Origin of the sequence: Arthrobacter sp. StoSoilB5, assembly GCF_019977235.1 — a bacterium.
GTDB lineage: Bacteria > Actinomycetota > Actinomycetes > Actinomycetales > Micrococcaceae > Arthrobacter.
In genome coordinates this window covers 2,112,631-2,130,471 of sequence record NZ_AP024646.1, presented here as the reverse complement: position 1 = coordinate 2,130,471, position 17,841 = coordinate 2,112,631, and the positions used below count along the sequence as shown (strand labels likewise).

General features: G+C 60.1%; 16 protein-coding genes and 2 pseudogenes. 6 read left to right on the top strand and 12 right to left on the bottom strand.

The window, feature by feature from the left end:
- Positions 1-54: 54 nt before the first annotated feature.
- Together LDN75_RS09695 and LDN75_RS09690 are read left to right on the top strand one after the other, a co-directional pair.
- Positions 55-996 carry a glycerophosphodiester phosphodiesterase family protein gene (locus tag LDN75_RS09695; RefSeq protein WP_223937075.1) on the top strand — a complete coding sequence of 314 codons (942 nt, stop codon included), beginning with the start codon at positions 55-57 and terminating at the stop codon, positions 994-996.
- Between the two features lie 428 nt (positions 997-1,424).
- The gene (locus LDN75_RS09690) at positions 1,425-1,952 is read left to right on the top strand and encodes an FCD domain-containing protein (RefSeq protein ID WP_223937074.1); all 528 of its coding nucleotides are present in this window, start codon (positions 1,425-1,427) and stop codon (positions 1,950-1,952) included.
- A gap of 315 nt (positions 1,953-2,267) precedes the next feature.
- Here the strand turns inward: LDN75_RS09690 and LDN75_RS09685 are convergent, their stop codons facing one another.
- From LDN75_RS09685 to LDN75_RS09645, 9 genes are all read right to left on the bottom strand, one after another.
- Entirely contained in the window at positions 2,268-3,137 is an 870-nt protein-coding gene (locus LDN75_RS09685) for a metal-dependent hydrolase (RefSeq protein ID WP_223937073.1), read from the bottom strand.
- A gap of 50 nt (positions 3,138-3,187) precedes the next feature.
- Positions 3,188-3,826 carry a TetR/AcrR family transcriptional regulator gene (locus tag LDN75_RS09680; protein WP_223937072.1) on the bottom strand — a complete coding sequence of 213 codons (639 nt, stop codon included), beginning with the start codon at positions 3,824-3,826 and terminating at the stop codon, positions 3,188-3,190.
- A 36-nt stretch (positions 3,827-3,862) separates the two neighbouring features.
- Complete coding sequence (locus LDN75_RS09675; RefSeq protein WP_223937071.1) at positions 3,863-4,291, bottom strand: Rid family detoxifying hydrolase; 429 nt, start codon at positions 4,289-4,291, stop codon at positions 3,863-3,865.
- Between the two features lie 37 nt (positions 4,292-4,328).
- The gene (locus LDN75_RS09670; RefSeq protein ID WP_223937070.1) at positions 4,329-4,937 is read right to left on the bottom strand and encodes a helix-turn-helix transcriptional regulator; all 609 of its coding nucleotides are present in this window, start codon (positions 4,935-4,937) and stop codon (positions 4,329-4,331) included.
- A 9-nt stretch (positions 4,938-4,946) separates the two neighbouring features.
- Positions 4,947-6,281: a M20/M25/M40 family metallo-hydrolase gene (locus LDN75_RS09665; RefSeq protein WP_223937069.1), complete on the bottom strand. Its 1,335-nt coding sequence runs from the start codon at positions 6,279-6,281 to the stop codon at positions 4,947-4,949.
- Positions 6,281-7,045 carry an amino acid ABC transporter ATP-binding protein gene (locus LDN75_RS09660; protein WP_275959809.1) on the bottom strand — a complete coding sequence of 255 codons (765 nt, stop codon included), beginning with the start codon at positions 7,043-7,045 and terminating at the stop codon, positions 6,281-6,283. Before LDN75_RS09660 ends, LDN75_RS09665 begins: the two co-directional genes overlap by 1 nt.
- Positions 7,042-7,935 (bottom strand): amino acid ABC transporter permease, encoded by an 894-nt coding sequence (locus LDN75_RS09655; protein WP_223937068.1) that lies wholly within the window; start codon positions 7,933-7,935, stop codon positions 7,042-7,044. Before LDN75_RS09655 ends, LDN75_RS09660 begins: the two co-directional genes overlap by 4 nt.
- A gap of 1 nt (position 7,936) precedes the next feature.
- Positions 7,937-8,872 (bottom strand): ABC transporter substrate-binding protein, encoded by a 936-nt coding sequence (locus tag LDN75_RS09650; RefSeq protein WP_223937067.1) that lies wholly within the window; start codon positions 8,870-8,872, stop codon positions 7,937-7,939.
- Positions 8,873-9,031: 159 nt separating this feature from the next.
- Positions 9,032-10,042: a threonine/serine dehydratase gene (locus tag LDN75_RS09645; RefSeq protein WP_223937066.1), complete on the bottom strand. Its 1,011-nt coding sequence runs from the start codon at positions 10,040-10,042 to the stop codon at positions 9,032-9,034.
- Between the two features lie 198 nt (positions 10,043-10,240).
- Between LDN75_RS09645 and LDN75_RS09640 the strand changes: the two genes are divergently transcribed.
- Both LDN75_RS09640 and LDN75_RS09635 read left to right on the top strand, forming a co-directional pair.
- Positions 10,241-10,699, top strand: a complete 459-nt coding sequence (locus LDN75_RS09640) for a GNAT family N-acetyltransferase (RefSeq protein WP_223937065.1) — start codon at positions 10,241-10,243, stop codon at positions 10,697-10,699.
- A gap of 1,381 nt (positions 10,700-12,080) precedes the next feature.
- The gene (locus LDN75_RS09635) at positions 12,081-12,608 is read left to right on the top strand and encodes a hypothetical protein (protein WP_223937064.1); all 528 of its coding nucleotides are present in this window, start codon (positions 12,081-12,083) and stop codon (positions 12,606-12,608) included.
- A gap of 191 nt (positions 12,609-12,799) precedes the next feature.
- Here LDN75_RS09635 and LDN75_RS09630 read toward each other — a convergent pair.
- A pseudogene (locus LDN75_RS09630) lies at positions 12,800-13,165 on the bottom strand (tyrosine-type recombinase/integrase); the annotation flags it as partial.
- 140 nt (positions 13,166-13,305) lie between these two features.
- Between LDN75_RS09630 and LDN75_RS24125 the strand changes: the two are divergent.
- The gene (locus LDN75_RS24125) at positions 13,306-13,431 is read left to right on the top strand and encodes a hypothetical protein (RefSeq protein WP_263422356.1); all 126 of its coding nucleotides are present in this window, start codon (positions 13,306-13,308) and stop codon (positions 13,429-13,431) included.
- Positions 13,432-13,525: 94 nt separating this feature from the next.
- On the opposite strand, the gene LDN75_RS09625 is transcribed toward LDN75_RS24125, so the two are convergent.
- Both LDN75_RS09625 and LDN75_RS09620 read right to left on the bottom strand, forming a co-directional pair.
- The gene (locus LDN75_RS09625; protein WP_223937063.1) at positions 13,526-13,768 is read right to left on the bottom strand and encodes a hypothetical protein; all 243 of its coding nucleotides are present in this window, start codon (positions 13,766-13,768) and stop codon (positions 13,526-13,528) included.
- A gap of 124 nt (positions 13,769-13,892) precedes the next feature.
- The gene (locus LDN75_RS09620) at positions 13,893-14,099 is read right to left on the bottom strand and encodes a hypothetical protein (protein ID WP_223937062.1); all 207 of its coding nucleotides are present in this window, start codon (positions 14,097-14,099) and stop codon (positions 13,893-13,895) included.
- Positions 14,100-14,548: 449 nt separating this feature from the next.
- Between LDN75_RS09620 and tuf the strand changes: the two are divergent.
- Positions 14,549-15,733, top strand: a pseudogene (gene tuf, locus LDN75_RS09615) (elongation factor Tu); the annotation flags it as partial.
- Positions 15,734-17,841: the final 2,108 nt, after the last annotated feature.

Below are 17,841 nucleotides of genomic sequence, written 5' to 3'. Positions count from 1 at the left end.
TTCACCGAAACGACTGGATGCCCTGGCGGCACCGCAGAAGGAAAAAACACACACATGTTTGGACAGAATCAGTTTTCCGACATCAATGCTCACCTGAACGGCATGTTCGCCGAGCGGGGAACGCTCATCGCCGTGCACCGCGGACAGCCCGGCGGAATGCTGCAAGAGAACACGATCGGCGCCCTCATCGCTGCCGAACGCAGCGGCGGAGATCTCGTCGAGATGGATGTCCTCCGCTCCCGCGACGGCGACTACTTCATGTTTCACGACGGACAAGAGCCGCAGCGATTCGGGTTCAACCACAGCCTGGAAACTTTCACCTCCGATGAGATCGCCGAGCTCTCCTATGAGAAACGAACCAAGGCGCCTTTCTACCGAGTTACGCGCCTCGACGATCTCCTCGACGCGCTCCCCGACAGGGTCATTCTCAATATCGACCGCTCCTGGCGGTACTGGGCGGATTCGGATTTACTTCCCTGGCTCGGAAAGCGCGACCTCGCTCCCCGTCTCCTGATGAAAGTCGACGCCGCCGACGCCGAAGCATTCGAGGCGGCGCGGCGCGCCGAGGTCAAGTTCCCCCTCCTGCCGATAGCTTCAACGGTCGAGCAGCTCGATCCGATCATTCGCGACCCTGACCTGAACGTTATTGGCGTTGAGTTCGTCGCACGCGACTCCTCGCACCCGTTCTGCGATAGGGAGTGGATCCAGGGGCTGCGTGCAAGCGGGATCTTCAGCTACGTCAACGGCCTTGACCTCGGAAACGGTCTCCCGATGTACGCCGGCTGGGACGACAGCGTCGCCATTCTGAACGGCGCCGACGCAGGCTGGGGGCCGATCGTCGACCGCGGAGTGGACGTCATCCAAACTGACTTCACCGCGCTCCTCGACGAATATCTCTGCCTGCGAGGAGTACGCACCCGCACACCGCTCCACGTCCTCCAAACAACCGAGGCGATCAGTATGTTCAACACGAACAGGTCGGCCGGGCCGTGTTGAAGGTCTGCAAAAACGGCGTTGGACTGTCTGTCTGAGTTAGGACGGCTCCATCGAGGACGGCGACACCGGCAGCGAGGCGTTGTGCCCTGTCAGTGGCGCACCCTCTTGGAACTCTCCTCTGGCTTCTGGGCGGGAACGTTCCGGTGCATGCAGCACCGTACATGAAGAGAGATAACGCGCGTGGGCTTTTTTGCTAGCCGTTATGGGACATGTAGTGGTGTGACCGTAGCAGCTCAGGACCTTCGAATGATTGCATTGGTGGTGGGCTGCTTCTCTGTGGGCATCATGTGGGGTCTTCGGCGGAGCGCTAAAGGGGCTCGCCGTGGTTCGTGGTGAAACGGATTCCGTGTCTTGAAAGCTGAAGGGCTCGTAGCCCTGCTGTGATGGATGTTCTCTACGCATTCATCAAGAGTCAGGAGCTACGAGCCTTGATCGAGCCTACTTCCCCGCGCCCCGATGCTGCCACCGCCATTTACCTCGACCAGGAGCCGTACAAGAGCGCCCGCGTGCGTTCCTACTCCACCCGCGAGGTCGCCAACATCCTGGAAGCCCGCCGCCTACTCGAGGGCTATGCGGCCGGTCGATGCGACCGCGCGTCCGAGGACGCCCGCACCCGGCTTCGCGAGGCGTTCGCCACCTATATCCGTGAGTCGGTCGCGGATCGGCGCGACGCGGCAGCCATGGCGGATATCGAACTACACGTCGCGATAGTCGGGCTGGCAGGCACTCAGGAGCTAGAGCGTGCCGAGCATGACCTCGCAATTGGAACGCTTCTCCTCGAAGACCTCATCAACTGGCGGCTCCAAGACTCCGACAAGATGTACCTGGAGTATCTCCGGCTAGTCACGGCACTCCTCGAACCGAACCCGGAACAGGCCCGCCGGTTGAGCAATGCGCACATCGACACCCTTCTCGCCGCAGCCTATCGTCAACTGCCGGAGGAGACCTCATCGTGACGCCGGCCGACGAGCTGACGGACTGAGCCCCGTCAAGCTCCGCACTCCGGACGATCTTGGTCAACTGGGAGTCGTGCACCGTAGCTGAAAGCGATCGCGCAGTTTACGGCGCCTGTAGGCCGGTCCCCCCACCGGCCACATCTAAGGTGTATCGGCGTTCCCACTGTTCTAGGGCTACGGGATTCCCGTAAGTCCCGCCCGGAAAAAACGCCCGGTGAAGGCGCCCTAAACGCTATGCGGTTGGCCGTCCCACTTCCTTAGAAGTGGAACAGCCAAGAGTGGGACGCTGCCCAACAGCTGCGTATATTGACCTGCCTACTGGGCGGAGGTTGTCATGGTGACGACTTTCCCGCCGTCGGCGTCTTCAGCTAGCAGGGTGACGGTGATGGCGGAAAGGTCGCCGAGGTCTGTGATGTGGGTGCCGCCGCAGGGAATCCGCACTTCTTGGTCCTCAAGTGTAGTGACCCAGTAGCGCCTGTCGATGAGCTTGTCTCCATCGGTTTCGATACTGATCGGGGCTCCGGCCTGTCGCCACTGTTCAAGAAGGGCGTTCGTTTTCTGTTCAACAGTGGCGAGGTTCTCTACGAATTCGGCGGCGTTGAATCCTTTGCGTCGCAGAGATTTACCCAAGCGGTACACATCCACTGACGTCAGTTCATGGATCGTGGACGTGTCGATCGCCGCGGCGTCAAAGTTCGGGTGTCCCAGCCCGTCCGTGGAGACGTCCTTTGACCACATACCGGCGAGTTGGGCGTTCAGTGCCAGTGACGCGGCGTGGCAGGCCGTATGGCCGGCTGAAAGGTTCCGGCGGTGGGCGGCGTCGATTGAGACGGACGCGGGGGTTCCTTCTGCAATCTCTTCGTCGCTATCAATGATGTGGGCGGCGAAGAAGGTCCAGCCTTCTGAACCTTTTTTGGCCCGGACGTCCGGGCCCAGTTGCAGCTCGTTTCCGTCCGTCGCCCCGACAACACAGTCCAGGATGGGGTACGGGCGGGAATCCACGATCAGCTCGCCTTTGTCCGGTCCCTGATCGGGCCACGCCGAGTCGGTGGGGTGGCAGGCGGTCGTATCCAGGATGACTGCCTGTCGTCCGTCGCCGACAGGGACTGTGCGTAACACTGTCCCGGTCGATGTCAGGGCCCCTGAGGGGTAGCTAACGGTTGTTTCGATGAGCGGTTCAGACACGGTGATTCCTTGATCAGTAGCGCTGTGTGCTGGGTGTGTGGGAGCGCCGGTTACGGGGCGCTGACGGCGTGCGGCCGGCGGGCCGTTACCACGGTTTCGGGTGTGTTGGCGATGGTCAGGCAACTCGTTATTGCGGAGGCCAATATTTCCTTCTGGGTTGCTGCGGAGAAGTCCTGGGCGTCGGCAATGGACAGGGATGCGAGCCCGTCGGTCAGGGCGACAAGTGTCTTGGCGACCTGTTCGGCTCGGTCGCCGACGCGGGGTTCGGCCGCGAGAACGAGCCTGGCGATGCGTTCCTGCCATGCCCTGTTCCCGGAAACGTGCAGGCCTTTCAGCGCATCATCACCAATGGATGCTGCGAGGAAGCTCAGCCAGACACGGGCTTCTTCACTTCGCTCCGAATCGAGCGTGAGTGATTGAGAGAGGACTTCCCTGAGAACGACCCTCGGGTCGCTACCGTATTTTTCGATGGCTTCGACCCGTTCGAGCATGCGTTCAAAGAGGAAGGCCCGGGCGTGTTCGAGGAGCGCTTGGCGGGTGCCGAATTGGTACATCACCAGACCTGTGGTGCAGCCGGCCTCCTCCGCGACGGCCCGGACCGTCAGACCCTGAAGTCCCTTGTCGCTGAGCACCCGCCAGAGCGCCAGCGAGAGCCGGTTCTTGGCGCCGCCGTCATCCTTGATTGTCATCGGACCCCTTCGTAGCAGTTGTTACGTCTCGTCCTATTATGGCTCCCGCATGGAAGAGCCCGCTGCTGCGGGGCCGGTCCAGACTCCGTCCAGGACGGCGAACGCTTCGATTTCAACCAGGGTACCCGGTGCCAGCTGGGCTCCCACGGTGATTCGCGCCGGATAGGGCGAGGACAGGTACTGGGCGTAGGCTGCGTCAAAAGCGTCAAAGTTGCTATCGTCCGAGAGGTAGACACGAATGGTCAGGACCTGTTCCCAGGCGGCTCCTGCTTCATGGAGGATCGCTTCGAGCTGCTCCAGGCATCGGGTGGTTTGTTCCGCTACGCCTCCGGTGAGCATTTGCCCGGTCTCCGGATCGGCGGCCAGTTGCCCCGAGATTTGCAGGAACGGACCAATCTTTTTGGCCTGGCTATAGGCTCCGACGGGAGCCGGTGCCGACGGGGAGGTGATGACGCTGGAGGACATGGTGGTTTCCTTTCGTTGAAAAATTGGTGCCGGCACTTCACGGTGTCGAACCCGGCGGGTTCGCGCCGATGATGTCGAGCTGGGTTCCTGCGAAGAAGCTGATGCGCAGACGTACCGGGAGAGGCCCTGGGCTGTGGTGTGTGATGTGAAACGTTCCTGAGTTAAGCAGGAGCGTCCCCTCTCCCGCCCGGAGGGTCCGTACTTCCGGGCCGGAGGTGATCTTGGTCTGTCCCGACTCGACACGGACCATGACCGCGGCTGTTGCTTCAGGTGCCGCCAGGGATACAGCATTGTCTGGGAGCAGCTCCAGATTCAGGCCGGGGTGGTCCGCCTCCAAACCCCGCTGTCCGGCAACGGCAAACGAGGAGCTTTCGCCGCTGCCCGGCAAAGCTGCGAAGACGTCGGCCGGGTGCAGGTTCAGCGCGTCACACAGCCTGCCGAGGACCGGTAACGTCGGGAGTGCCACATCGCGTTCAATCTTGCTGATGTGACCTGCGGAGAGCCCGGTACGATCAGCGACATCACGCAGTGTCAGGTAACACTGCTTCCGTCGCCTCATCAGGTGCCGCCCGAGTTCAAAGACGTTCGGTTCTACCCGACCCGGGCGGCCCACATCGCTGACCTTCGGCTGGGTGTTAGGGGACATGAAGGCTGATCACAAGGGCTTCGCCGGGTCGGCCCCGCACAGGAACCGGTAGAGGACACGTGCCCCGAACTTGAGTGCCTCGACAGGTACTCTTTCATCGACCCCGTGGAACATGCTCGAGAACGAGTAGTCAGTGGGAAGTTTCAACGGGGCGAACCCGTAACCCTGGATTCCCATTTCGGCGAAGGACGCGTTGTCGGTCGATGCCGAGGAATTGTAGGGAACCACGCTGGCCCCGGCATCTTCACTCAGAAGCGCCTCCTGCATCTGGCCGACCAGATCGGACCTGGGGTCGGACTCATCACCGCTGGTGAGGTCGATCAGGTCAACGGAAATGTCCGGACCGGCCAAAGCCGCTATTTCCTCAAGGAAGGCCTGCTGGTGCCCGAAAACGTATCTTCCGTCCACCGTTGCCTCGGCGTGACCAGGAACGACATTGGGCGATGCGCCCGCGCGGAAGATGGTCGGGTTTGAGACGTGCCGCAGCGAGGAAGTGAGCAACCCGGCGACAGGGGCCAGGACACTGCTTTCCAGAGCAGGACGCTCGCGTAGATCAATGGCCGTGAGCTCCTGAAGAGAGCTGACCATCTGAGCTGATGCCGGAGTCAACAGCAGCGGCCATTCATGGTCGGCGATGCGGGAGATGGCACCGCTGAGGGCACCAAGGGCACTTTGGGTGTTGGTGATTGACCCGTGAGCTGCCTTGCCCTTCGCGGTCAGCCGCATCCAGGCGACACCTTTGCGGCCGGATTCGATCATGTAGATACGTCGCTCGGGGGCAATCTGGACCGAGTACCCGCCCACTTCGCTGATGGCCTCGGTACAGCCGTCGAACAGCTCGCGGTGGTTCTGGACCATCCACCGGGAACCTAGGCTGGTGTCGTTTTCTTCATCGGCAAGGAACGCCAGGACCAGGTCGCGTTCGGGGATGACGCCGTTCCGTTTCATTTCACGCACGGCGGCCAAGATCATGGCCACCATGTGCTTCATGTCGATTGATCCCCTCCCCCAGAGGTAGTCGTCGATGATTTCCCCGGCGAACGGGTCCACGGTCCAGAGGTGCTTCTCGGCGGGGACGACGTCCAGATGCCCGTGAACCAGCAGTCCCGGGCGGGAACGCCCGGAAAGGGTGGCGACCAGGTTTGATCGGCGCTTCTCGGCTTCATAGATCCGCGATTCAATGCCAACGTCGGCGAGCTTCGCGGCAACATACTCGGCTGCGAGTCTTTCCCCCGGCCCGTCCGGGCTAGCGTAGTTGGACGTGTCAATGCGGATGAGGTCGCGGCAGATGTCCACCACGTCGTCCAGGCCGGCCCGTGTTGTTGTTCGGCTTGGTTCCAGCATTACAGGACCCTCGAGAGGAACTCGCGGGTGCGTTCGTGCTTCGGTTCCAGCAGAACTTCCGATGGATCCCCTTCTTCGATGATTTTTCCTCCGTCCAGGAAGACGACCTTGTCGGCGGCTTCCCGGGCGAAACCCATTTCATGGGTCACCACGATCATGGTCATTCCGGACGCGGCCAGATCCCTCATCACGTTGAGAACTTCACCGACCAGCTCAGGGTCCAGCGCGGAGGTGGGTTCGTCGAAGAGCATGAGCTGAGGCTTCATGGCAAGGGCGCGGGCGATCGCGACGCGTTGCTGCTGGCCTCCGGAAAGGTGCGCCGGGTAGTAGCCTTCCTTGCCTTCGAGGCCTACCTGGGCCAGGAGAGCTTCGGCACGGTCGCGGGAGGATTTGCTGTTTTCCTTTAGGACCTGCCGGGGTGCTTCCATGATGTTTTCCAGGGCGGTCAGGTGGGGGAAGAGATTGAACCGCTGGAAGACCATGCCGATTTTGGCTCGCTGTTTGGCGATGGACCGTGCGTCGAGCTCGTGGAGGACGTTTCCTTCCTGGCGGTAGCCGACGAGGTCATCGTCGACGAACAATCGGCCGCTGTCGATGCGTTCGAGGTGATTGACGCATCGGAGCAGTGTGCTTTTGCCGGATCCGCTGGGGCCCAGGAGGCACGTGACCTGCCCGCGCTCTACTGTGAGGCTGACTCCCTTGAGTACCTCGAGGTGGCCGAATTTTTTCCCTACGTTGTCGGCGACGACCATGGGGCTGCTCATTTGGCGGCCTTCTTTCCAGTGGGGTGGATGGCGGGGCGGCTGCCGCGTCCGAAGCGGACTTCCAAGCGCCGCTGGATGATGGTCAGTACAAAGGTCAGGACCAGGTACCAGAACGAGGCGACGACGAGCAGCGGAATGACTTTGTAGTTCTGGGCGTATACCTGCTGAAGGTTTGTCATGAGGTCGTTACCGGCGATGACGGAGACCAGGGCGGAGGTTTTCAGGAGGGTGATGACTTCATTGCCCATCGGGGGGATGATCACTCGCATGGCCTGTGGCAACACGACACGGCGCAAAGTTGTTACCGGGTTCATGCCCAGAGCGGCGCAGGCCTCGCGCTGACCTGAATCCACCGACTGGATGCCGCCGCGGACGATTTCCGAAGCGTAGGCCGCCTCGTTCAGGCCGAGGGCGAGAATGGCTGCTGTCGTGGCGCTGACCAGCGAGGAGGTGGGCGCGGAGTAGAAGACAATGTCGGAGAACGGTATGCCGATGGAGACGACGGGGAAGAACGCTCCGATGAATCCCCAGAAGATGATCTGAACCAGGACTGGAACGCCGCGGAATATTCCGACGAAGCCGGTGGCGACTGCCCGGAGGACCCAGTTGTCGGACAGTGCCATCAGGGCAATGAGTGTGCCGCCCACCAGGCCGATGATCATGCTGACAGCCGTAAGGTAGAGGGTGACCAGCAGGCCGCGCATGGTCAGTTCGGCGAACAGGTACGCACTGACGGTGGACCAGTCCAAGTTCGGGTTGGTCGCAAAGGACCAGGCCAGGAGTGCTGCCAGGACACCGACGATCAGGGCAGCCAGTGTCCTCATGGGGTGGCGCAGCTTGCGGACTTCGTACGTCACGGAGGTTTGGACGCTCAGGTTAGTCAATCCCATCTCAGCCTCCGAACTGGTTCGTCAGGGGCGCTTCGATCGTGGACTGGGGTACGCCGTACTTGTCGAAGATCTGCTTGTAGACTCCGTCTTTCTGCAGCGAGGTCAGGGCACCTTTGACGGCCTCGAGCAGTTGATCGTCGTCTTTGGAGAAACCGATGCCGATGTAGTTGGCGTCGTAGCCGCCCGGAGCAGCAGGGTCCGAGAGGATTTTCAGGGACTGGTTGCCGGTCGCTCCATAAGCCAGGGCGGGCAGGTCGCCCAGAATCGCTGTTACCCCTCCGCTGTTCAGCGCCAATTGCTCATCGGAAAAGGCCGGGAAGCCCTTGACGTCAACGGCAGCATTTCCGGCGGCCTGGCACTTCCGACTCTGGGATTTGGCGAGCTCCGCTTGGGTGCCGCCGTTCTGCACGGCCACCGTTTTTCCACAGAGGTCATCAATGGTTGCAATTTCCGTGTTCTCGCTTTTGACCATGATGGCCGATCCCGAACGGGCGTAATTGAGGAAATCCAGTTGCTGTTCCCGCTCGGCAGTGTCGAACAGGGTCGCCATCAGCAGGTCGTACTTGTCTGCTTGGAGGCCCGTGATGAGGCCGTCGAAAGGCTGCTGGGAGAACTTGAACGGTATGCCCAGCTTCTCTCCAATGGCATGGCCAAGATCGATTTCAAGGCCGATCAGTTCCTCGCTGCCCGGGGAGGTGAACATTTCGTAGGGAGGGAACGGTGCGTTGGTCGCAACGCGCACTTCCCCGGCCGTCTTGTATTTGTCGGGGACAAGGGCTGCCAGCGAGTCATCCTTCTGGACGGCGGGGATGACCGCTTCAGCCGCGCCTGTGTTGGCGGATCCGCTGACCTGGGGGTTCGCGCATCCGGTGAGAAGGGCGGCGGCGAGGGCAGTGACGATGACTAGATCTCTGGTGCGAAGGGCAGAAGGGCGCATGGGGGCTCCTAAATGTACGCAAATGAGTGCGACAGCTGATGGCGGTCGCCGGGAAGACGAAAAAGTGTGTGGCGGGATCGTGACCCGCCAGGGGTCCGCAGCCTGCAGAGACGGGGTGAGGCCTCTGCCACTGGCGGACAAGCTGGCTAAGGATGCTGACTACTGGACTGGGCTAAGTGCCTTGTCGTTTGCGTTCAGTGCCGTGGCCAGTGCTGCGGATGAGATGTTGGCACCGCACGAAACGATGACCACCCGTTTGCCGGCCAGGGTCTGACCGCTGTTGACCGCGGCAGCAACCGCTACGGCCGCGGCGCCTTCGATGAGCTGGTGTTGGGTGTCGATGACCAGCTTCAGTGCGGACCGGATTTCTTCTTCGGTCACCAGGACCCAAGTGTCTACCAGTTTCTGGCACAGCTCGAACGTAATGGCGCCTGGTTCGATACCGCCGGCTGTCCCGTCGCTCAGGGTTGGAAGGGATTCCGGAGTGACAATGCGGCCGGCTTGAATGGAGGCTGCCATCGCGGCGTCATTTTTGGGTGAGGCGCCGACGATGAGAGCTGAGGGGAACCGGGATTTGACGGCTGCTGCAACTCCGGATGCCAGTCCTCCGCCTCCCACTGAAACAATGACGACGTCGACCCCCCCGGACCCCACCTGGTCCGCGATCTCCAGGCCGATGGTTCCCTGTCCCGCAATGACATCAGCGTCGTTGTACGGGCTGATGTAAACAAGGTCACCCTTGGTGGCCTCGGCCCGCGCCAAAACTTCCGTAGCCCCGGCCTCGCTGCCGAGATGGCGGACATCGATTCCCAGACGCCGGATCGCGGCGACCTTCACAGGGGAAGCTCCTTCGGGGACACATACACTTCCCCGTTTCCCGGTCCGGGCCAGTGCGTAGGCCACACCGAGTCCATGGTTTCCGGAAGAAGCAGTGATGATCGGCCGGTGGTCCCCTGCGGCCTCCAAGGCCATGATCTTGGCAGCTGCGCCACGGGCTTTGAAAGAGCCGGTGTGCTGGAGGTGCTCGCACTTGAGGAAGACTGTGGCACCGGTCAGATCGTCCAGCGCAGGCAGAGCGATCAGAGGGGTCTTGGCAACAACGCCCTTGATGAGCTCGGCTGAACGCTCAATGTGCTCAACGAGGTTTTCCACGCGTGGGGCAATCGACAAAGTCACTCCTTAGATCATGGTCTGCAATGAGTGATGCGGGCCACTAATTACATCTGTTCCGAAATCATAACATTCATTACGAAGTCATACCAGATGTTCTGATCTGGCATTCCCGGCATAGCCAAAAGGATCATGGGTAAGGTGAAACCCGGGGCCGGTGTTAGCGCCCCACACGGATGCGGGAACGGAGGTAGAGCGATGTCGGTGATCATCCGGGAATCAAGTGTCGCCTTGATGGGCCCGCTCACCCTTTACGCGATTCTGAAAGTCCGGGTCGACGTGTTCGTCCTCGAGCAAGGCTCGGCGTATCAGGAACTGGACGGCCGGGACATTGAACCCGGCGCAGTCATTGTGTGGGCCGAGGAAGATCGCCAGGTCCTGTCGACCCTGAGGATCCTCATCGAGGACGACAGCCGCCGCATCGGAAGGGTTGCCACAGCGGCTTCTGGCCGAGGTCGCGGCCTCGGAGCTGACCTCATCCGCCATGCAATAAGGATCACCAACGGAGCCAGAATCATTCTGGACGCCCAGGAGCACCTGGAAGGCTGGTACGAAAACTTCGGCTTCCTACGCTCAGGGGAATCGTTCCTTGAAGACGGCATCTCGCACATCCCAATGACGCGGCCGCCCTCGGCACCTGAGCTTGGAGAACCGTGAGTCTTCGGTCCGTCGCGACGGCTTCAGCCTTCCCCGGACGCAGTGCCCGTGCTATCGAAGCGTGTACCTGAATCGGGGAAACATCCTGGACGGCGGGAGACATCCGCTCCGTAAAGTGTAAGGTGCCGCATCTCTACGTTCATGCCATGAACCTCAACCTTTTCGACGGCATCACCAGCTGGAGCCAGACCCCGCTCGGAGCCAACATCGTCGGCCCGCTCGTCGTTGCAGCCACCATCAGAGTCTTCATCACGTCACGCTGATGGATCCGGTCAGCCCCTGGACTCCTGTTCCGATGGATGAACGCAAGGCGCAGCAGGAAGACTCCACTCCCACTCGCCGCGGTAGAAGCTGATGTGCGCCGTCGTCCCACTTCCTTGGATTTGGGATGGCAGGGTTTGGGACGCTGACTTTGTGTATTTCCAGCGACTCGATCTCCCTTGTTGCAGTTCGAGCCTCAAAATGTCATGCTCGCCGGAGTGGTAGTTCCATGGAAGGAATCCATGGGCTGCGGCCGCGAAAATGGGGGAATGTACGAGCCGGTAGCGGCGCTAAACACTGCTGCCGGATCGGCCGCATGTTCAAGGCAAACATTTGCTCGTCAACTGGGCAAGGAACCCAGGAATGCGTTAGTCCTCGACCAGTCCGGGCAGAACACTGGCTCGGTGAAGGAGCTGTCTTAGAAAAGACGTTGGTGGCGACATTGAATGGCGGAGGCCACCATGGCATTCGAGCCACAGCGTTCGTCATTGAACAAGGCGAGTGGGCCAGACGCCATTGATGCCGTAGCAAACATGGGGTGCAGAATACTAGGGCGTGGTCGCCCCACGGTTGTAAGGCCCCTAGTTGGACCATCCGCTCGAAGCGTAGTAATCAATATTGAAAGCAAAGCTGTTGGGGCCACCTCTCTCGTGGCGGCCGAACTGGCCTCACCCACCCGCAACCCTGCAGTACCCTTAAGCCCACCTTTCTTCGCTCTTGCTCCACTTGAGGAGTGGGGCATCCTGCCCAGCGGAGATATGAAGCTACCACTGACAACCTGGTCCCCAACATCAACGAAGACTTATTTGGCTGGCGGGACCCAGCTCGTGATGAACATGCATACCCCATCAACAGGGCAAAGCCAGCAAAGCTCGTAAACCTGTGCATGTTTTCCAGAGACCGGCAGGATGCCAATCCGGCCTCCGCGTAACATTTCCGTCCCGCATGTTGTCCCAAATCTGCTGCAGCAATCAGCAGTCACAAAGCCGACTTCCGGGACGGTCACCTCTACAGCTGAGGATTCCATGCGGAGGTATCGGTGACACGAATGCGGAGATGATGCTGACCATGGCCAATGCCGTCGCTCCCCCGACTTCGCTGGCGGGTCGGTGGCGATGCCATGCCGAAGGGAACGGAACTTGATGCCTCCGGTCTTGAAGTCGCCCAAGAGCTCACGCAAGTGGCGGGTGTTGCATCAATGGGTCCAGCCTCCACACAGGGCTTCATCACCGGGACCGAGACGGTCGAGCATCCGGTCCAGCTCTGGACGGCTTACCCGGGTCCGGCTGATGCCTTGGTCTTGGCTCCCTCGCATTTTCGTCATGTTCCCACGCGCCAGTACGAGAATGAACAGCCAAGGTCAACCAATATCGAGCGGATAGACATGGACTTGGAATTTTTCGAACCGGCGGAAGCCGCGGCCCTGATGCGCTGCAGCGAAGGATGGCTGCGGGACGGCGCTGCTGCTGGACGCTTCCCACACGCATGCTGGGGCAAAGGCAAGATCGTCTTTACGTCTGAACACATTGCAGAGATAGCCAGGCTAAGTGAAATCTTGCCCGATGCGCACCCCGCGACGGCTCCGCACGGCGGCACAACGAGCACCCGACTCATTGGCACGCGAGTCCGCAATCGACTCGTTTCCTGACTAGCCCGGAGCGTCAACAGCTTCAACGCATGAACGCATGAACGCCGCCACCGAACGCTCCGTAGCGTCCGCCCCGGCCTGCAAAACCTCCGGCATGAGGTGCCCGTAAACGCCCTCCGTTGTCCTGGTGGAGCGTGTCCCAGCCGACGCGAGATCGTGAAGATTGGGACACCATCCTGAATCAACCACGAGGCATGGGTATGCCGTAGATCGTGAATACGAGGGTTCTTCCTCAGCCCGCGTGCCTGGGCGGCCTTCACCGCTGGCACCCAGTAATGGCGCCAGAACAGCTTATGCACGATCCGCTCCCCCTTCGGCGTCGTGAGCAGCAGCTCGCCACTTGCGCGCCCAGCCACCAACGGAATGAGTAGATCAACAAGCGCAGGGTTCAGCCCGATTGTCCTCTTGCCGGCACCTGTCTTCGTGGGACCGATGTAGAACTGGTTCTGCCCGTCCCGCTTCCAAGCCTTGTTTATCCTTGCGGTGGCCGGCTTGCCCAACAAATCGATGTCCGCCACAGTCAGCGCCGTCGCCTCGCCGAAGCGCGTTCCCGTCAGGACTAGGAAGTTGGTGAAGTCCTTGTACCGCTCCCCCCATGCCGTCCATGATCAGGCCGAACTCAGCGTGGGTGAGGAACATCATCTCGTCCTCGGCCTTCTCCACGCTCGGCAGCTGCACACCGCGGCACGGATTGCGCGTGATGTACCCCAGCATCTCAGCGGTGTTCATCGACGCGGAGATCAGGCCGTGCACATTCTTGATTGTCTTGGGTGACCGCCCCTTGGCCATCATCGACTTCACCCAGTACGCGATCATCCGGTAATCGAGCTTGTCAACAGGGACGTGACCGATGACCTTCTTCACATGGAGGTCAAGCATCGTCTGACACGTCTTGATGGTCCCGCTCGACGTCCGGATCAGGAGGTCGATTGTTCCTGGATAACCTCAGCAACGGTGGGTACACACTTCTCGTTAGTGAGGATGGCGTGCTGCGCTATTTCGAAGCTCTGGCCATTAGCGTCCAGCAGACGCTTGAGTGTTTCCGCCTCGTGCATCGAGGCGACAGTCAGGCCCTGAGCCTTATGAGTCTTGGGGTCCCGCCGGCGGACCATAAAGGACTGAGAACCGTCCTTTTTGGTGCGTGTAGAGATGCTGGCCATGCATAAAACGCTACGCCGCAGCACACACTTTTAGGGGTTTTGTCAACAGTCAGGGGCCATATAGGCCCCTGACCTGCGACAACACAGTGCCCGAGGTGGGACTCGAACGGGATTCCAGGCCTTGCTATTGCTGGGATCCCGCGGAAACATACGGAATCCGGGCCAGTTCGGCAACTTTACGGGCCAGTCCGAGGCGGGACGTGTGGACACTGTCCACACGTCCTTTTTGCCCACGCTCAGCGGGCTTGGAGTCGCGATATTCGCTCCGTGGTGCGGCGCCACCCGCTGCAGACACATTCGGCAGCACCAGCTTTGCGTCTGAGAGCTCCATCGGAATCACCCCTTTCTGCCCCTTATCATGGTGCAACCCGGGAAAAGCAACATGACCGGTCGTCAAGGTCCGAAGCCGGTCAGCCACCCGAGTACAGGAATGTCGAACCAATTTTGGCTGCGGAGCCAAGGGATTGACGCTCAGGCCGGATCTGACGATCTACCAGCTACATCATCAGTAAAACTATTTGTAACCGTACCCGGAATCGTTTCCGGACCCAATCTTGCAGCACCGGAACAACCGGAGATTTAGGACGGGTTAAACAGGGGCCTCGGGTTGTGGAGTGAGGTGGTGTCCGGGTCTACGCCGGGAGGAAATTCGTACTTTTAGGTGAGGGTGGAGGCTCGTACCGCTGGCATGTAAAGTTCCGTTCAACTGATCATGACCAGTCGTTTCGCGCACTAACGTGGCGGACGGATGGGAACGGCTGACTTCTCTGGGGGTTGGGTGTGGCTAAGGCAAGATTCGAGCGGACTAAGCCGCACGTCAACATCGGCACCATTGGTCACGTTGACCACGGTAAGACGACGCTGACTGCCGCCATTTCCAAGGTGTTGTACGACCAGTACCCGGATCTCAACGAGCAGCGCGACTTCGCGTCGATCGACTCTGCTCCGGAAGAGCGCCAGCGCGGTATTACCATCAACATCTCCCACGTGGAGTACCAGACCGAGAAGCGCCACTACGCACACGTAGACGCCCCGGGTCACGCTGACTACATCAAGAACATGATCACCGGCGCCACGCAGATGGACGCCGCAATCCTCGTGGTTGCCGCAACCGATGGTCCGATGGCTCAGACCCGCGAGCACGTTCTGCTCGCCCGCCAGGTTGGTGTTCCCTACCTGCTGGTCGCACTGAACAAGTCCGACATGGTTGATGACGAAGAACTCCTCGACCTCGTCGAAATGGAAGTTCGTGAGCTCCTCAGCTCGCAGGGCTTCGATGGCGATGAAGCTCCGGTTGTTCGCGTTTCCGGTCTGAAGGCTCTGGAAGGCGACCCGGTTTGGGTCAAGTCCGTCCAGGACCTGATGGCAGCTGTCGACGAGTCCGTTCCGGACCCCGTACGTGACCGCGACAAGCCGTTCCTGATGCCGATCGAAGACGTCTTCACGATCACCGGTCGTGGCACCGTTGTTACGGGCCGCGCCGAGCGTGGAACCCTCGCCATCAACTCCGAGGTCGAGATCGTCGGCATCCGCCCGATCCAGAAGACCACGGTTACCGGTATCGAGATGTTCCACAAGCAGCTCGACGAAGCATGGGCCGGCGAGAACTGTGGCCTCCTGCTCCGCGGTCTCAAGCGCGACGACGTCGAGCGTGGCCAGGTTGTCGTCAAGCCGGGTTCCATCACCCCGCACACCGACTTCGAGGCCAACGTCTACATCCTCTCCAAGGACGAAGGCGGACGTCACAACCCGTTCTACTCCAACTACCGCCCGCAGTTCTACTTCCGTACCACGGACGTAACCGGCGTTATCACCCTGCCCGAGGGCACCGACATGGTTATGCCCGGCGACAACACTGAGATGACCGTTGAGCTCATCCATCCGATCGCTATGGAAGAGGGCCTCGGCTTCGCTATCCGCGAGAGCGGCCGCACGATCGGATCAGGCAGAGTTACCCGGGTTATCCCTAATGACAGAGCCTCGGCTTCGGAGTCAGGTACTAGACCACGCCCTAGAACCGGGGACGCGATTGTTGCCGCGGTGAAGGCAGAGATAGTGGCGAACGGGATTCGGGTTGTCGTTGACCCGCCTGTCGGTGCGATGAGTCTCACATGGAAAGGCAGATTGGTTTATCCCGAGTTTCAGTTTATCAGCCCTGAATCCACAGAAATTTACGAAGTTATTCGAATAGTTGCACCGCTTCTCGACGCAGAAAATGCCTCATTAGGTGCGATTTCCTGGTGGTTCACACGGAATAGTTGGATAGGTGAAAGTCCAATCCGGATACTCGGCAAAGAACGGGACCTTGAAATAATTTATGCTGCTAAGCAAGTCAACAATGATAGTTGGTGATTAGATGACGAATTGTCTTCCCCCAGTAGATTACTCCGGCAATCCTTGCCTTGTGGCACTTCCTTCAGGAACTACTTTATATAGGGTCCACAAAAAGGCATACTCTGCCGATGGGTTTAGTCCGGTTCTGAGTCATCGCTATTACGGAGGTGGCCGCTTCGACGCTACTCTGGACGACCAGTACTCGTTCCTCTATGCGGGGCAAACTTTGGATGTCGCCATCGTGGAGACTCTGCTGAGGGACTTCGACTACGACGCGAAGGGGAACTATATTCTGCCTCGATCGGTCTATGCAGGGCGCCGGTTCAGTGCAGTTGCTACGGTCGGTGATCTGGAACTTGTAGGCATGCGCACTCGATCCGAGTTGAGCTCGTTCAAACAGAGCCCCTGGATCACACATGCTCCGCCAGCGGAATACGCCCAGACCCGACACTGGGGCCACTGGATCCGTTCGAAGGCGCCGACAGCTGCTGGATATGTGTGGCACAGCCGCCAAGAACCCGAACTTCGATCATATGTATTCTTTGGAGATCGACTTGCTGGCCGAGCTATTGAGGTAGTTGACGATCCCAATATTCCCAGCGGCAGTGCTGCGGATTTCGACACCGAAGCGGGTCTGATGACGCTAAGGGAGCTGCTGGAACCGTATGGTGTAACGGTTGAAGATCCTCTGCGCGTCGACGAGTGGATAGACTATTGAGCCCCGTACGCTTGGACCACGCTGGCATTACTGAAAGACGTGACAGGCTTCGCTCACCGAATGGCGGTTCCGAGCCCAACCTCTTGGTGGGGCACTTCGACTGTGGTTCGATCAGCGAGACGCACCACAAGGTCAATCTGCCAAGTGACAGGCCGGGTAAGGGCCCGCACGTTTGCTGTGAATTCATCGAACTCCAGCTTCATGTGACCGTTTTGCAGACCCCAGTGCTAGTAACCGGCTCCTGGGTCTGGAGCGACAGTACCTGGTCCGGCACGAAGCGTGGTTTGGTCCGGCTCACTCACGGCCAATGTGATGCTTCATTGCTTCTGAGTTCGCAGTCGTCAGCGAGCAGCTTCTCCGGATCCGAAACCACTCCAACCACGGCAGAGCAATCACACCTCTGCGCGCAAATGATGTCCACGTCGCGGGGTGTTCTATTCGGCCTCCCTTCTCCCCTGCCGTTGCCCACCCGGACGCTCCCAAAGAACAAATCTTCCCGCCAACGCTCCAACGCCGGTTCCACGGACTCGCCCTTCAGCCACAGCTTCCGGGTTTCATCGCAGGCAGCCGCCAGCAGCTGCTCAACAACGCCAGCGGCGATTCAGTATTCAGCTCACCTGAAGCAGGCGATGGAGCCTTGGTCAGGCGGAGCACCAGGATGGACAGCTTCTGAAGGTCCGCGGAAGTTACATCGCAGCTTTGCCGTGTCAGCGCCGGTCGAACAATGAGCGGTTTCGTTGGGTTGACAACTAGCCACGTTGATCTGCTTATTCTACCCATTTCGTGGTCTCGTCGAGGGCAGCGAGTCCGATTGGATGTTGTTTGAGGCGGTAGCTGGAGCCCTTGAAAGTCATGTCTCGGCGTGGTGAACGATCCTGTCGATCATGGCTGAGGCCACGACTTGGTCTTCGGACAGGTCGCCCCATCGGGCTAAGGGCAGATTGAAGGTCAGGATCAGGGTTGCGTGTTCTTAGTGGAGGCGACGAGTTGGAGGAAGAGGCTCGCTGTGTCTTTCTCCAAC

Bases quoted from the DNA above. Each gene is read 5' to 3' on its own strand.
- LDN75_RS09695 (WP_223937075.1), top strand. From the start codon at position 55: ATGTTTGGACAGAATCAGTTTTCCGACATCAATGCTCACCTGAACGGC.
- LDN75_RS09680 (WP_223937072.1), bottom strand. From the start codon at position 3,826: ATGACAATCAAGGATGACGGCGGCGCCAAGAACCGGCTCTCGCTGGCG.
- LDN75_RS09675 (WP_223937071.1), bottom strand. From the start codon at position 4,291: ATGTCCTCCAGCGTCATCACCTCCCCGTCGGCACCGGCTCCCGTCGGA.
- LDN75_RS09670 (WP_223937070.1), bottom strand. From the start codon at position 4,937: ATGTCCCCTAACACCCAGCCGAAGGTCAGCGATGTGGGCCGCCCGGGT.
- LDN75_RS09665 (WP_223937069.1), bottom strand. From the start codon at position 6,281: ATGCTGGAACCAAGCCGAACAACAACACGGGCCGGCCTGGACGACGTG.
- LDN75_RS09660 (WP_275959809.1), bottom strand. From the start codon at position 7,045: ATGAGCAGCCCCATGGTCGTCGCCGACAACGTAGGGAAAAAATTCGGC.
- LDN75_RS09655 (WP_223937068.1), bottom strand. From the start codon at position 7,935: ATGGGATTGACTAACCTGAGCGTCCAAACCTCCGTGACGTACGAAGTC.
- LDN75_RS09650 (WP_223937067.1), bottom strand. From the start codon at position 8,872: ATGCGCCCTTCTGCCCTTCGCACCAGAGATCTAGTCATCGTCACTGCC.
- LDN75_RS09640 (WP_223937065.1), top strand. From the start codon at position 10,241: ATGTCGGTGATCATCCGGGAATCAAGTGTCGCCTTGATGGGCCCGCTC.
- LDN75_RS09635 (WP_223937064.1), top strand. From the start codon at position 12,081: ATGCCGAAGGGAACGGAACTTGATGCCTCCGGTCTTGAAGTCGCCCAA.
- LDN75_RS09625 (WP_223937063.1), bottom strand. From the start codon at position 13,768: ATGGCCAGCATCTCTACACGCACCAAAAAGGACGGTTCTCAGTCCTTT.
- LDN75_RS09620 (WP_223937062.1), bottom strand. From the start codon at position 14,099: ATGGAGCTCTCAGACGCAAAGCTGGTGCTGCCGAATGTGTCTGCAGCG.